The following is a 15,014-nucleotide window of genomic DNA, read 5'->3' on the forward strand; positions in this document are numbered from 1 at the left end:
ATGTAAACATGTTAAACTACCATTAAATTTTTTGTAAGGCTAAAAACATGATCACTTTAAAACAAGCCCTTTCTTTATCCCAAGATGAATTAGAAACCCTTAAAAACGAAATTGACGCTAAGGTTAGAGCTTCAGATTTGAACGCTTATATTAAAGCCCCTAGCCTTAATGGTGCTAGCACTAAAGGGGTGCCGATCCTTATTAAAGACAATATCAGCGTTAAGGGGTGGGAAATCACTTGTTCCAGTAAGATTTTAAAAGGCTATGTCGCTCCTTATCATGCGAGCGTGATTGAAAACTTGCACCAAAACAGCATGGCAGGGTTTGGGCTTTCTAACATGGACGAGTTTGCGATGGGAAGCACCACGGAGTCTAGTTGCTATGGGATCACTAAAAACCCACGAGACAAAAACAGAGTGCCTGGAGGGAGTAGCGGGGGAAGCGCAGCAGCAGTCGCGGGTGGCTTAGCGGTGGCGGCTTTAGGGAGCGATACGGGCGGATCTATCAGGCAGCCGGCGAGCTATTGCGGGTGCGTGGGGTTAAAGCCCACTTATGGGAGGGTGAGCCGTTATGGTTTGATCGCGTATTGCTCTAGTTTTGATCAAATCGGGCCTATCACGCAAAATGTAGAAGACGCTTCTATTTTATTTGACGCAATTAGTGGGTATGATAGCAAGGATTCCACGAGCGCGAATCTCAAACCCACGCAAACCTTTAAAAACCTTAACAGAGACAAACGCTTTAAAATCGCTATCTTAAGAGATCATATTAAAGATGCGAGCAATGAAGTGCAACTCGCTTATGAAAACACCCTTAAAGCCTTGAAAGAAATGGGGCATGAGATTGTGGAGAAAAAGATGTTGGATTCGCATTATCAAATCTCTATCTATTATATTATCAGCATGGCTGAAGCGAGTTCGAATCTGGCCAGATTTGATGGGGTGCGTTATGGGAGAAGAGCTCAAAATATTAAAGATTTGAAAGAATTGTATCTCAAAAGCCGCAGTGAAGGTTTTGGCGATGAGGTGAAACGGCGCATCATGTTAGGGAATTTTGTCTTAAGCAGTGGGTATTATGACGCTTATTATTTGAAAGCCCAGCAAATGCGTTTGATAATCAAAGAGCAATACAACAAGATTTTTGAAGAAGTGGATTTGATTTTCACCCCTGTAGCCCCTACGAGCGCTCATTTATTCAATTACCATGCAAGCCCTTTAGAAATGTATTTGAGCGATATTTACACGATTGGGGCGAATTTGAGCGGTTTGCCGGCCCTTTCCTTACCTGTCGCTAAAGATCCTTTAGGCTTGCCCATAGGGATGCAATTCATTGCTAAGGCTTTTGATGAGCAAAGCCTTTTAGATGTTTCTTACGCTTTAGAGCAAGAATTAGATTTAAAATTAGATTAAGGATAGAAAATGAGAATTTTACAAAGGGCTTTGACTTTTGAAGACGTGTTGATGGTGCCTAGAAAGTCTAGCGTTTTACCTAAAGATGTGAGCTTAAAGTCTCGCCTAACTAAAAACATTCGTTTGAATATCCCCTTTATTAGCGCGGCTATGGATACGGTTACAGAGCATAAAACCGCTATCGCTATGGCACGCCTTGGGGGTATTGGCATCGTGCATAAAAACATGGATATTCAAACGCAAGTTAAAGAAATCACTAAAGTTAAAAAAAGCGAGAGCGGGGTGATTAATGATCCTATTTTTATCCATGCGCACAGGACGCTAGCGGACGCTAAAGTCATAACGGATAATTATAAGATTTCAGGCGTGCCTGTGGTAGATGATAAGGGGTTGTTGATCGGGATTTTAACCAACAGAGATGTGCGCTTTGAAACCGATTTGAGTAAAAAAGTGGGCGATGTGATGACTAAAATGCCTTTAGTTACCGCTCATGTGGGCATTAGTTTGGATGAAGCGAGCGATTTGATGCACAAGCATAAGATTGAAAAATTGCCTATTGTGGATAAAGATAATGTTTTAAAAGGCTTAATCACGATCAAGGACATTCAAAAACGCATTGAATACCCTGAGGCCAATAAAGATGATTTTGGGCGCTTGAGAGTGGGGGCGGCTATTGGAGTGGGGCAGTTGGATAGGGCTGAAATGTTAGTTAAAGCGGGGGTGGATGCGTTGGTGTTGGACAGCGCGCATGGGCATTCGGCGAATATTTTACACACTTTAGAAGAGATTAAAAAAAGCTTGGTAGTAGATGTGATTGTGGGGAATGTGGTTACTAAAGAGGCCACAAGCGATTTGATTAGCGCGGGAGCGGACGCTGTTAAAGTGGGTATTGGGCCAGGAAGCATTTGCACCACTAGGATTGTGGCTGGAGTGGGAATGCCCCAAGTGAGCGCGATTGATAATTGCGTAGAAGTGGCGTCTAAATTTGATATTCCTGTGATTGCAGATGGAGGGATCCGCTATTCAGGCGATGTGGCTAAGGCTTTAGCTTTGGGGGCATCAAGCGTGATGATAGGCTCTTTACTCGCTGGCACAGAAGAATCTCCAGGGGATTTTATGATTTACCAAGGGAGGCAATATAAAAGTTATAGGGGAATGGGTAGCATTGGGGCTATGACAAAAGGGAGCTCTGATAGGTATTTTCAAGAGGGCGTGGCGAGTGAAAAGTTAGTCCCAGAAGGCATTGAGGGGCGTGTGCCTTATCGTGGTAAGGTTTCGGATATGATTTTCCAATTAGTAGGGGGCGTACGCTCTTCTATGGGGTATCAGGGGGCGAAAAATATTTTGGAATTGTATCAAAACGCTGAATTTGTAGAAATCACTAGCGCGGGGTTAAAAGAAAGCCATGTGCATGGCGTGGATATTACTAAAGAAGCCCCTAATTATTATGGGTGAATTTTAAAAGAAAACAAGACAGATCGTTAAAAAACTCGTTAAAAAGCTTGGTTTAATGAGTTTTTAAAACTTAATTGCTACAATTAAGGAAATTTTCAATAAGGCTTAGAGAAACTTTTTCATGGAACACAGAGTATTTACTATTGCTAATTTTTTTAGCTCCAATCATGATTTTATCACCGGGTTTTTTGTCGTTTTGACAGCGGTTTTGATGTTTTTCATTTCGCTTGGCGCGTCGCGCAAAATGCAGATGGTACCTATGGGTTTGCAGAATGTGTATGAGAGCATTATTAGCGCGATTTTGAGCGTGGCTAAGGATATTATAGGCGAAGAATTAGCCCGCAAATACTTCCCCCTAGCTGGCACGATCGCTTTGTATGTCTTTTTTTCTAACATGATAGGCATCATTCCTGGTTTTGAATCCCCTACGGCTAGCTGGAGCTTTACGCTGGTTTTAGCGCTGATTGTGTTCTTTTATTACCATTTTGAAGGCATTAGAGTGCAGGGCTTTTTTAAGTATTTCGCTCATTTTGCAGGCCCTGTGAAGTGGCTCGCCCCTTTCATGTTCCCCATTGAGATCATCTCGCATTTTTCTAGGATCGTGTCTTTATCGTTTCGTTTGTTTGGGAATATCAAGGGCGATGACATGTTCTTGCTCATCATGCTTTTATTAGTGCCTTGGGCGGTTCCTGTAGCGCCCTTTATGGTCTTGTTTTTTATGGGGATTTTACAAGCTTTTGTTTTTATGATCCTTACTTATGTGTATTTGGCAGGGGCTGTTTTAACTGATGAGGGGCATTAAGCAAAACATTCTTGTTTGGCTTTAATGTTGTTTTTTTAAAACTTTGTTTTATGGTAAAGCTTAAAAAGGATAGGGGGGTGGTTTTGAAACCATGTTCCCTCTTATCCTTTGATAACGCTTTTTAAAATTACCGCTTGCTTGTGTAAGTTCTATTTTATTATCAATACCCAATTTTAATAGCTTTTATAATTTTTTAAGCAATCATTAGATAAAATCCACCATACTTCTGTTTTGGATGTGTTTGGGTTTTAGAAGTGTTACTTTTTTATAACTTTTTCATATTCTTATGGGTATGTTGTCATTTTTTTACCGGAGAATTTTATCTTGAAAAACATTTATGTAGGGAATTTGGTTTATAGCGCTACCAGTGAGCAAGTCAAGGAGCTTTTCAGTCAATTTGGCAAGGTGTTTAATGTCAAACTGATTTATGACAGAGAAACGAAGAAACCTAAAGGTTTTGGCTTTGTAGAAATGCAAGAAGAGGGCGTTAGCGAAGCGATTGCTAAATTGGATAATACGGATTTTATGGGCAGAACGATTAGGGTAACCGAAGCCAATCCTAAAAAGTCTTAATCTTAAAGCATTAGAAAATTAGAAAATAATTTTCTAATGCACTTTATTCTTTTAATATGTCTTATTTAGATTGCTTATAGAAGCTAAAAGGGGTTAAAAACCCTTTTAAAATCCACTTAAAGATTGTAATCCATTTTTAAAAGCGATTAAAAATTAGTCTTATTTTAATTAAATTATTCTAATCAAATAGGGACAACTAAAGCTTTAAAACGCTCTTTAGTATTTTTATTATTGACTATACAAACTGCCAATATTTCAAATATTTGAAATGGAGTTCTCTCATTAAAGCGATTTTAGGGCTATAGGGTTCTTCTTTTCGCGCTATCGTAGAGATTTGCTCATCATCAGCGATCACAAAAGGTTGTAACACCAGATTTTTCACGCCATGGATAAAAGTAGCGTCCATTATCGTATCCACAGGAACAACCCATTTTCGGCTGTGTTTCAAAAAAACTTTGGCAATCTTGGGCGTGATCACATAGCCTTGCGTCCCCACCCCTTCGCTATAAGCTTTAATGATCCCCACACGCTCTTGTATCTCGTGGTTTTTATGGCTCAACGGCTCACTTTTTACACTGGCATCATACAATAAATGCATCAAGCGGATATAACCTAACTCTTGGATGTGTTTTTCTAAAAAATCCAAGCCCTCTTTAAAATCCTCTTTTAAGGTTATATCGTCTTCTAAAATACAGATCGCTTCATTGAGTTCTATGCATTTTTCCCATAAGGAATAATGGCTCGCATAGCACCCAAGCTCCCCCAAGCTCATAAACTTCGCATGGTATTTTAAAGCGTAATAAAACTTAGAAACCTCACTGATGAGACTGGTTGTAATCCCCATGTCTTTGATATTTTGCGTGATGAAATAAGGGTGTAAATGCTTTTTCACTAAGGGGTGCAACCCGCCTTCAAAAGTTTTAGAATAAATCGCATCAAAAATTTGCGCTTGGTGGTGGGTGGCATTGATGCTATTGAGTAAAGTCGTGGTGTCTCTAAAAACCAAACCAAATGTATCGCACACTTTTTGATTTAAAGAAATGATAAAAACACGCAAAGCTTAAACTCCCATAATTTTTAATAGAGTATATCGTTTTTAGGCTCTGTTTTGCAATAAAACTCTTAAGAGAATAGGGGGTATTAAAATAGTTCTCCCCCTACAACCCCCAACTAAATCCCCACAACCCCCTAAGGAGTGCTTTTTTGATCAAACAAGTTCTTTTATTATATTGATTGTAAAAAATGTTTTGAGCGTTTTTAAATTTTGTGATCAATATTTAATTAAAACAAAGCAAGAGAACGAAATGACATTGTGGCTAAAATAAGATTAAAATAACAAGAAACCTAAAATGCCTTACAAGCTTTGAAAATCCAATTAATGTTGAAGCGAGGACTCATAACCCTAAATCTAGGGTTATAAGCTATAATTTTAATGGTGTTCTAAATAAGAAATCACGCTTAAGGCTGCCGTAGCGCCATCGCTTGCAGCGCAAACCACTTGCTTGGGGGCAAAAATGCGAATATCCCCTGCTGCAAACAAGCCTTGAACATCCGTTTTCATGGAAAAATCCACGACAATAGAGCCGTATTCATCGCATTTGCATAGCATGGAGTTATCCTCTTGTTTCAACACGGCGTTATTCACATCATAACCCACAAAAATAAAAAACCCCGGCACAACCAATTCTCTCGTTTCATTGGTGGCTGTGTTTTTAATGCTTAAAGAAGACACGCCAGAAGCATCGCCCTTGATTTCTTCTACTACATAAGGGGTTAAAAACTCAATCTTATCGTTGTTTTTGGCATGCTCTAAAGTGATAGGTGCACACCTAAAACCATCTCTTCTGTGGATGAGATAGACTTTTTTGCAGATGTTGGCTAGATAAATCGCCTCTTCTACGGCGGTATCGCCTCCACCAAGCACCGCTACTTCCTTATTTTTGTAAAAGAAGCCATCGCATGTCGCACAAGTGCTAACGCCTTTACCCCAATACTCTGACTCGCCCTTGATGCCTGTGCGTTTAGGGCTACCACCGGTAGCGATAATCACGCTTTTAGCTTCAAAAGTCTTGCCATCTTCTGCTAAAATAACAAAATGAGAGTCTTTTTTAGAAACTCTTTGAACAGCGGTCATTTCATGCTTTAAGCCAAAGCGGAAACACTGCTCCTGCCATGGCTGCATGAAATCCAACCCGCTCACCACTTCCTTAACGCCCGGATAGTTTTCAATCTCACTACTGCCAGTGATTTGCCCTCCAGGCATTCCTTTCTCAAATAAAACGGCGTTTTTAACACCGCCTCTAGTGGCGTAAAGCCCCGCACTCAAACCCGCAGGACCACCTCCAATAATCGCACAATCTATCATGGCTACTAGCTTAAAAGTTTGTTCAATTGCTCTTTTAAAGCAACTTTAGTTTGCACGCCCACCAACTGATGGACAACTTCGCCATCTTTTGTGAATAAAAGCGTAGGAATGCTTCTAATACCAAATTTCGCGCTCAATTCTTCTTGCTCATCGGTATTGACTTTACAAACCTTAGCCTTACCTTCATATTCGCTAGCTAATTCATCAATCACAGGGGATAGCATCTTACAAGGCCCACACCATGGCGCCCAAAAATCCACTAACGCAACCCCTTTTTTAATGGTGCTTTCAAAATTTTCTTCAGTTAATTCAATATAGTGACTCATTGGTTACTCCTAAATATATGATTTTGATTAACGAGAATTATATTAGCTTAAGAATGTTAATGAAGACGCATGGGTTTTGGATAAAAATCTAAAAAGTGATATTTTCTAAAAGCTCAAAATTACCATTTTTCACAATAAGAGCGTCAATGCAAAAATCGCTATTGGGATCTTTTTGAGACAAATAACAGCGGATCGTTTTAATCATCTTTTTTAATTTACTCGGCGTGATCGCATAAATGGGATCAAAATTTTCCCCGCTTTTGACTTCAATGAAATGCAAAACCCCTTTTTTCAAAGCGATAATATCAATTTCGCCAAATTTTGAAAAAAAGTTCCTCTCCATTATTTCAAAACCCAGCAATTTTAAAAATTCGCAAGCTTCTTCTTCAGCCTTCAAGCCCTTTGCCCTGTGTTTGTTATTCAAAAAGCGCATCAATTTTCCAAACGGATCATTTTAGGGGTATCCAACACGCTTTGTAGATTTTCAAGCTCTTTAAGGGCGTTTAACATGGATTTTTCGTTGGTGGTGTGCGTGGAAAATAAGATTTTAGCCTTGTTGGAATGCGGGATTTCTTTTTGTAAGACATTGTTGAGCGAAATATCATTTTGGGCTAAAATCGCGCTAATTTGAGAAAAAACCCCTTTTTCATCGCTCACCAACAAACGCGCATAATAAGCGCATTGGATTTCTTCTTTGGGTTTTAGGGGGAGTTTTTGAGGGGTTTCAAAGCCTAGCATTAGAGAGCTTTTTTCCCTTGCGATTTCTATAATATCGCTAATGACCGCGCTTGCAGTAGGCTCTCCCCCAGCCCCAGCCCCATAATACAAAGTCTCGCCCACCTTATCCCCTATAACGCTGATAGCGTTCATCACCCCATCCACTTTAGAGAGCATGCATTCATTTTTAATCATGCTTGGATGCACCCTTAATTCAATGCAATCTGGGTGTTTTTTAGCGATGCCTAAAAGTTTAATGCTATAACCAAAATCTTTAGCAAACTCCATGTCGTCTGGCTCTATTTTTTCAATGCCTTCAATTAAAATTTCTTCTAATTTCGCATCAATGCCATACGCTAAAGACGATAAAATCAATAATTTGTGTGCCGCATCAATGCCTTTAATGTCAAATTCAGGGTTCAATTCCGCATAGCCTAAACGTTGCGCGTCTTTCAAAGCGTCCTTAAAGCTCGCTTGATTTTTAAACATCTGGCTTAAAATGTAATTGCTTGTGCCGTTTAAAATCCCTTTAAAAGAAAGGATGTGATTAGCGCTCAAGCCGTCTTTTAAAGCCTTGATAATGGGGATACCCCCACACACGCTCGCTTCAAAGCCTATGGGGGTGTTTTTAGCGATTTGTTCTAATTCATAGCGGTGATACGCTAACATGGCTTTATTGGCTGTAACGAAGGCTTTTTGCTTGGCTAAAGTTTTTTTAGCTAAAAGATAAGGCGCTTCAACCCCACCCATAAGCTCCACAACAATATCAATCTCTTTATCTTCTATCAAGCTTTCTAAATCATCACTGATTTCAAAAGCATAACCTTTGTGCTTTTTCACATCTCGCACCACCGCTTTTTTAATTTTAATTTCCACGCCGGCTCTGTCTTTGATGATTTCTTGATTTTCTTGTAAGATTTTAGCGACTGCGCTCCCCACACACCCTAAACCCACAAGCCCTATATTCAATCTTTTTTTCATGTCTTTTCCTTTAAATTCGTTTTTTTAAAACGGCGTTTTTTTCCTGCTCGCTCGCTTTTTCTATCGCTTCAAAACTCCCAAAATAATCCAATAATTTTTTCACGCTGGCTTCTCCTATGCCCTTTTCTTTTAAAAGAGCGATTTGTTTCATGTTTTTAAGTTTAGTGGATCTGTGGAAGTTTATCGCATACCGGTGGCTTTCATCGCGCAATTTTTGCACCCACTGCAAGCGTTTGTCGCTAGGGAGCAATTTAAAAGTATTGCTGGGCGTATGGATAATGTCTTTAGTGCCCCCTTTAGAACGATAAGCCTTAGAATCCCTTTTTTCTTTAGAAATAGCGATCACTTCTACAAAACTCCCGCTGCTTTTTAAAATTTCTAAAGCGATGTTTAATTGCGCCCTCCCTCCATCTATCACCCACAAATTAGGCGGTGGCTCTTTGGCAAAGTCTAAAGCCCTTCTGGTGAGCAATTCGCTCATTTGAGCGTATTCATTAGAGCCTTTTAAATGGTAGCGCCGGTAAGAGTTTTTTTGGAATGCATTGTTTTCATACACGACCATTCCCCCCACGCATTGGCTGTTTGAATGGTGGCTTGTGTCAAAGATTTCCACCCTATAAGGCACGCACTCTAAATTGAAAAGCGATCGTGCTTCTTCTAAAATCAGATCTTCATTAGAGGTTTTTTCTTGGCTAAAAATCTCTTGAGCGTTTTTCATAGCGATTTCTATTAAAGCGAGCTTATCGCCCTTTTTAGGAATGCTAAGAGCGATTTTTTTAGAATATTGATGAGAGATAAACTCTTGCAATTCTTTAAGCACTTCGTTAGAGCAAGCGTTTAATAGAATTTGTTCAGGCATCAAAGGCAAATGCGATTGGTAATGGTTGATAATGGCTTGTTTCATCGCTTCATCAGTGTCAAACCCGTTGAGAGAGTGGATTTTTTCAAACGCAGAAGAAATGATTTTACCCCCACGCATAAACATTTTCACTAACACCGCCTTATTGCTTGCGCCATAAAAAGCAAAAATATCCAAATCGTAGAGTTTGGCCAAATCCATGCAAGTGAAAGGGGCGATTTTTTGGATTTTTGCAATTCTGTCCCTGTAAATGAGGGCTTCTTCAAAACGCAAGTTACTAGAAAGGCGCTCCATTTTTAATTCAAGCTCTTTGATGAGCCTGTCTTTATTTTCAATCATTTCTAAACATTCTTTAGCGATTTTTAAATACTCTTCTTTAGTGATTTTATCCTCGCATGGGGCTTTACAACGCTCTATTTGATAAAACATGCATGCCTTTTTATCCTTAATGCAATTTTTCTTTTGAACTAACGGGAGCAATTCATACAAGCTGTCTAAAATATCCTTAGCCCCACTCGTAAAAGGGCCAAAATATTTAACGCCAGGCTGTTTTAAAATTTTTCGTGTGATTAAAGGGATAGGGAAATCAGTGGAAAAATCCATGTAAATATAAGGGTAAGTTTTATCGTCTCTTAAAAGAATGTTGTATTTGGGCTTGAGCTGCTTGATCAAAGAATTTTCCAAAATCAAAGCGTCTTGCTCGTTTTCCACTAAAATGGTTTCTAAAAAAGCGATTTGTTTGACCATCATTTGGATGCGTAAGCTTGCACGAGGATTAGGCGTGATTTCATTATTGCGGACAGAAAAATAGCTTTTGATGCGCTTTTTTAAGTTTTTTGCTTTACCGATATAGAGTAATTGGCGGTTTTTATCAAAATATTGATACACGCCACTGCTATTAGGAAGGTTTTTCAAACTGGACAATAAATCAGCCATTCATTTCTCAAAAAAACTTCGTTGGTAGTGGATCAAAGCGCGCGCTTTTTCAAAACATTCATGCAAACGAGCGTCTTTAATGGGGTTATGGAACAACCCTAAAGCACTAGGGCGAAAAAAACGGGCTTGTTTTTTAATGGGGGCATAAAAATTGGCTTTTTTTAGCGCGTCTTTAGGCACATAACCTAAAATTTCTAACCCATTCAACCCGTCAAACCCATAAACATGCCCTTGCGTGTTCAAAAAATGGCTGATTTCTTTAGCGAATCGCTGGTTAAATTCTTTAGAAGCCCAAAGATCTTTAAACGCAAAAAGCAATTTAGAGTCTTTTATAAAGATAAAAAGCAAATTTTCTTGTAAACTTAAAGGCATAAAAACCTTAAGCTTTTTGAGTTTCAAAAGAGTTTCAAGCTTTTTATAAGACTTTTTTTGAATGAGTAAGGAGAAAATATTTTGTTCCATAAACTGATCTTAACATGCTTTTTAACGCTTGTGGCGCTAACGATTCAAGCTTGTGGCTATAAAGCCCCTCCATTCAACGAAAAACCCGCTAAAAAAACTTCAAACAGCTCTAATTCTTCTATGCAAACGCCCACCAACAACACCACGCCAGAATTTTTAAATCAGCCTTAAAATCATTGCCCTTATTTAAGGGCTTTGATTTCTAGGGTTTTTGTGGCTAACTTTTGCGCTTCTTTCTCATCATGCGTTACCATAATGAAAGTAGCGCAAGAATTTTGGTGTATTTCTTTGATGAGATCCTGTAAATTCTTACGATTAAAACTATCTAAAGCACTAAAAGGCTCGTCTAATAAAATGAGTTCTGGCCTGTGGATAATCCCCCTAATAATGCCCACTCTTTGGGCTTGCCCCCCACTCAATTCATTGGGGAATTTATCCATAAGGCTCTCCTCTAACCCCATTTTTAACGCTAAGGCTTTGGCCTCTTTTTGAGCGGATTCTTTATCCATGCCTTGTAAATTAAGGCAAAAGGTCATGTTTTGCATGGCGTTTAAATGAGAAAATAAGGAATTGCCTTGAGCGATATAGCCTATTTTTTGGCGTAAAAAAGCGTTGTTTGAAAGGGTCTCATTAAAGATTTTAACGCTCCCAAGATCAGGTTTTAAAAGCCCTAAAATCAAGCCTAAAAGCGTGCTTTTGCCGCTCCCGCTCTCCCCTAAAACGCATAAAAAATCCCCTTTTTCAATGCTTAAATTGAAATCCTTAAAAACAGCGCGATTGTGGTAGTTAAAAGACACATTCTCTATTTTGACGATTTCTTTCATGCTTTATAACCCTAATCTTTCTAAAAAATCTTTAGCTACGATTTTAGGGCTTTTTTTCAACACTTCCACCTGATAGTTTAAATCCTGCATCGTCTCATCGTTAATTTTTGAATCCAATTTTTCTAAGATTTCTAGTGCTTCAGGATACTTTTTTATAGTTTCTTTTCTTATAACAATACCGGCCTGATAATTAGGGAAAAACCCTTTATCATCCTTAAGCACCTTTAAATCCAGCTCTTTGATTTGAGCGTCTGTGGTGAAGACATCTAAAGCGTTGATTTTATGGGATTCAAAACTTTTATAACGCAAATTAATATCCATTTCATGCAAACTTCTAAAATGAAAGCGATAAGCTTTCACTAAGCCCTTAAAAGCGTCCTCTCTTTCAAAAAAGTCAAACTCCGCTCCAAAATCAAAATTGGGGCTATGAAAGGCTAAATCGCTGAAAGTTTCAATCGCGTATTTTTGAGCGTCTTCTTTAGAAATCGCTAAAGAATAGGTGTTATTAAAGCCCAAAAGCCCCACCCACAAAAGATTAAATTCCTTCTTATAACGCTTTTTAATCGTTTTAAAATCCACTTTTTGTGTCAAAGGGTTTTTGAGCGTGTTCACCCAAGCGGTGCCGGTATATTCCACATACAAATCAAAATCGCCCCTAATTAATGCTGGATGGATATTCATCGTCCCCCCACCAATGCCAAACGCCCGCTTGATAGGGATATGGTGTTTTTCTAACAAAAGGCTTAAAATCTCGCCCAAAATATACTGCTCACTGCTAGGTTTTGTCGCTACGACTAAGGGCTTTTCTTCTATGGCGTTTCTAGGAATGAGCCATAAAGCGCTCGCTAGCAATAAAAAAAGAAACACCGCTAAATTAAGATAAACTCTTCTTTTTTGTTTTTGGGTGGCGTTTTGAGAAAATAGGCGTTGCAAGGCGTTTTCATGCTGAAAGACGCTCACAAATTTATCCGCTAAAACACTAAAAAGAGCTATGATCAAACTGCCCGCCACTAAAAGCGTGGTGTTTTGCGTGTTTAGCCCTCTAAAAATCGCCTGCCCTAAGCCCCCAGCCCCAATGAGCGCTCCAATCCCAGCCATCGCCACTAACATCACCACCGCAATCCTTAAACCCACTAAAATTTGGGGGATAGCGAGCAAGAATCGCACTTTAAAAAACAACTCTTTGGGGTTACACCCTAGCCCAATAGCGGCCTTAATCACCTCTTCTCGCACCTCTTTTAAAGCGTTATAAGTGCTATGGACAATGGGTAATAAGCCGTATAAGACCAACACTAAAAGCGCGTTTTTTAACCCCACCCCAATCACAGGAATGAATAACGCGAATAACGCCAGCGATGGGATGGTGTAGAGGAAATTCACCACAGGGAGCAAGAACGCCTTGGCCTTTGAGTTATAAAACACAAAAACCCCAATCAAAACCCCAAACACCAGCACGAGAAAACCAGAAAGCACAACGATGATAAAATGCTGTGCGAGTAAGTCTATAAAATAAATAAAGCGATCATGAAATTCTTTTACCAAATATTTTACCATGCTTATTTTTAACACCATAGCAACTAAATGCTGCGTAGCCACATCTATAGAATGGAGCAACCATTCATACAATTCTTTGATCAATTGTTTAAAAACGCCCATGCCTAGCATTATAACCAAACTTATTTGAATAAAGGGGTTTTAAAATGTTAAAGGCATTCTTTAATGTTGGTTGCAGGTTAAAACTGAAAGGTGCGTTTGCCTAAATTCGTGCTCACTTCTATCCATAGGGGTTGGTTTTCGCATAAAAAATCGCAAAAATTTTTGTGAAAAATTTGCAAAAATATAATCCTACCTATTTTTCCTACATTTTAAATATTTATATGTTAGAATGGTGTAATTTTGATAAAAGGCTCATAGTATGACCGCTAAAATCAAACCAAACATACAATCATTGCTAAATAATTTTTATGTAGATAATTGTGTGAATTTTATGCAACACAAATTACAAAATGAAAGCATTGATATGATTCTCACTTCGCCACCTTATGATAATTTGAGAAATTATCAAGGCTATACTTTTGCGTTTGAGAACATTGCTAATGAGATTTTTAGGGTTATCAAAAGAGGTGGTGTTGTTGTTTGGATTGTGGGTGATAAAATAAAAAACGGTAACAAAAGCCTTACTAGTTTTAGACAAGCATTGTATTTTCAGCAAATAGGATTTAATATGCACGATGTGATGATTTATGCAAAGAAAAATACGCCCTTTATGCGCTCAAATGCTTACACAAATGCGTATGAATATATGTTTGTCTTATCCAAAGGAAAGCCAAAAACTTTCAATCCATTAAAAGAACCCACTGCAAGAAATGGAATGGAAATGCTTGTCACTAATAAAGGTGCAGATGCAAAAAACAATAAGATCCTAAAAGAACTCAAAAAAGAAAAAACAAAAAACAAAAAACAACATTTGGCATTATGCAGTCGGACTAGGCGGTAGCACAAATGACAAAATCGCCTTTAATCACCCAGCTATATTTCCAGAGCAGTTAGCACTTGATCATATTTTATCTTGGAGCAATGAGAGAGATATAGTCTTTGATCCTATGTGTGGCTCGGGTACGACTTGCAAAATGGCGTTTTTGCACAATAGAAATTTCATAGGCGTAGATATAAGCAAAGAATACATACAAATAGCCCAAAAAAGATTACAACAATATCAACAAGGCTTATTCGTATGCTAAAAAATGATGATTTTGTAATCGCAAAAAATCAATTAGGTAATATTGTACCAAATTCTGTGGGTGTCATTAGAACTATCAATGGAAAAACTGCAATAGTGCTATTTATCGGACTTAATGAGTTAAAAAGGGTTGATTTTAGTGAGCTAGAAGTGATAGATATTTAGGACAGGTAAGGGCTATGATAAAAAGATATGTAATATTTGCCATATTTTAAAAAACATAGATGGCTTTGAAGTCAACCAAACAGATGCCAAAGGTAGAAAAACTACTCGTCCAAGTTGCAGAGAATGCCGAAAAAATATTGATGGTGTGAAATTATCTTCCACAGAGAAAAAGAAAATGGATGAAATCGCACCACCTAAAGGAAGTGTTTTTATCTGTCCTATTTGTGAAAAGCGAAGTATAGTTGGCGTTACAGCAAATCTAGTACGCGATCACAATCACGACACAGGTTGGGGCAGAGAGTGGATTTGCGATAGTTGTAACACAGGACTTGGCAGATTTAAAGATAATCCAAAATTTTTAGAGAAAGTCATAGAATATTTGAAAAAATATGAGAAGTAA

At 38.5% G+C, this 15,014-nt stretch carries 14 protein-coding genes and 2 pseudogenes; 7 read left to right on the forward strand and 9 right to left on the reverse strand.

All coding sequences use genetic code 11. The features are described 5' to 3' along the window. Window positions 1–47: 47 nt before the first annotated feature. The 4 genes from gatA to KX581_RS01515 all read left to right on the forward strand — a co-directional run bounded on the left by gatA (window position 48) and on the right by KX581_RS01515 (window position 4,239). On the forward strand, window positions 48–1,409 hold the full coding sequence (gatA, locus tag KX581_RS01500; protein ID WP_231175391.1) for an Asp-tRNA(Asn)/Glu-tRNA(Gln) amidotransferase subunit GatA: 1,362 nt from the start codon (window positions 48–50) through the stop codon (window positions 1,407–1,409). Window positions 1,410–1,418: 9 nt separating this feature from the next. Continuing rightward, window positions 1,419–2,864: an IMP dehydrogenase gene (gene guaB / locus KX581_RS01505; protein ID WP_053575352.1), complete on the forward strand. Its 1,446-nt coding sequence runs from the start codon at window positions 1,419–1,421 to the stop codon at window positions 2,862–2,864. 121 nt (window positions 2,865–2,985) lie between these two features. Beyond that, window positions 2,986–3,666, forward strand: a complete 681-nt coding sequence (locus tag KX581_RS01510; protein ID WP_000401209.1) for a F0F1 ATP synthase subunit A — start codon at window positions 2,986–2,988, stop codon at window positions 3,664–3,666. A 324-nt stretch (window positions 3,667–3,990) separates the two neighbouring features. Further along, complete coding sequence (locus KX581_RS01515; RefSeq protein WP_000790557.1) at window positions 3,991–4,239, forward strand: RNA-binding protein; 249 nt, start codon at window positions 3,991–3,993, stop codon at window positions 4,237–4,239. Between the two features lie 235 nt (window positions 4,240–4,474). Here the strand turns inward: KX581_RS01515 and KX581_RS01520 are convergent, their stop codons facing one another. From KX581_RS01520 to KX581_RS01550, 7 genes are all read right to left on the reverse strand, one after another. Further along, window positions 4,475–5,296, reverse strand: a complete 822-nt coding sequence (locus KX581_RS01520; RefSeq protein WP_231175392.1) for a glycosyltransferase family 25 protein — start codon at window positions 5,294–5,296, stop codon at window positions 4,475–4,477. Window positions 5,297–5,668: 372 nt separating this feature from the next. Continuing rightward, window positions 5,669–6,604 carry a thioredoxin-disulfide reductase gene (gene trxB / locus KX581_RS01525; RefSeq protein WP_000564429.1) on the reverse strand — a complete coding sequence of 312 codons (936 nt, stop codon included), beginning with the start codon at window positions 6,602–6,604 and terminating at the stop codon, window positions 5,669–5,671. Window positions 6,605–6,609: 5 nt separating this feature from the next. Continuing rightward, window positions 6,610–6,930 carry a thioredoxin gene (gene trxA / locus KX581_RS01530; RefSeq protein WP_180629236.1) on the reverse strand — a complete coding sequence of 107 codons (321 nt, stop codon included), beginning with the start codon at window positions 6,928–6,930 and terminating at the stop codon, window positions 6,610–6,612. An 88-nt stretch (window positions 6,931–7,018) separates the two neighbouring features. Beyond that, window positions 7,019–7,363, reverse strand: a complete 345-nt coding sequence (locus tag KX581_RS01535) for a YraN family protein (protein ID WP_180629237.1) — start codon at window positions 7,361–7,363, stop codon at window positions 7,019–7,021. After that, window positions 7,363–8,628 carry a homoserine dehydrogenase gene (locus KX581_RS01540; protein WP_231175393.1) on the reverse strand — a complete coding sequence of 422 codons (1,266 nt, stop codon included), beginning with the start codon at window positions 8,626–8,628 and terminating at the stop codon, window positions 7,363–7,365. The genes KX581_RS01535 and KX581_RS01540 overlap by 1 nt, the downstream gene beginning before the upstream one ends. Before the next feature lie 10 nt (window positions 8,629–8,638). Beyond that, window positions 8,639–10,423: an excinuclease ABC subunit UvrC gene (uvrC, locus tag KX581_RS01545; protein WP_120871982.1), complete on the reverse strand. Its 1,785-nt coding sequence runs from the start codon at window positions 10,421–10,423 to the stop codon at window positions 8,639–8,641. Next, entirely contained in the window at window positions 10,424–10,885 is a 462-nt protein-coding gene (locus tag KX581_RS01550) for a hypothetical protein (RefSeq protein ID WP_120871984.1), read from the reverse strand. On the opposite strand from KX581_RS01550, the gene KX581_RS01555 reads away from it, so the two are divergent. Next, window positions 10,877–11,056 carry a hypothetical protein gene (locus tag KX581_RS01555; protein WP_001874585.1) on the forward strand — a complete coding sequence of 60 codons (180 nt, stop codon included), beginning with the start codon at window positions 10,877–10,879 and terminating at the stop codon, window positions 11,054–11,056. The two genes, KX581_RS01550 and KX581_RS01555, sit on opposite strands and share 9 nt — an antisense overlap. Window positions 11,057–11,067: 11 nt before the next feature. Here KX581_RS01555 and egtV read toward each other — a convergent pair whose 3' ends face one another. Further along, window positions 11,068–11,709, reverse strand: coding sequence for an ergothioneine transport ATP-binding protein EgtV (gene egtV, locus KX581_RS01560; RefSeq protein ID WP_120871985.1), 642 nt, complete (start codon window positions 11,707–11,709; stop codon window positions 11,068–11,070). 3 nt (window positions 11,710–11,712) lie between these two features. Further along, window positions 11,713–13,374, reverse strand: coding sequence for an ergothioneine transport permease/ergothioneine binding protein EgtU (egtU, locus tag KX581_RS01565; RefSeq protein ID WP_120871987.1), 1,662 nt, complete (start codon window positions 13,372–13,374; stop codon window positions 11,713–11,715). A gap of 355 nt (window positions 13,375–13,729) precedes the next feature. Between egtU and KX581_RS01570 the strand changes: the two are divergent. Further along, window positions 13,730–14,450: pseudogene (locus tag KX581_RS01570) on the forward strand (DNA-methyltransferase). Further along, a pseudogene (locus KX581_RS08390) lies at window positions 14,444–15,014 on the forward strand (Hpy99I family type II restriction endonuclease). The pseudogenes KX581_RS01570 and KX581_RS08390 overlap by 7 nt, the downstream one beginning before the upstream one ends.

Origin of the sequence: Helicobacter pylori, assembly GCF_021062735.1 — a bacterium.
Classification (GTDB): Bacteria; Campylobacterota; Campylobacteria; order Campylobacterales; family Helicobacteraceae; genus Helicobacter; species Helicobacter pylori_DN.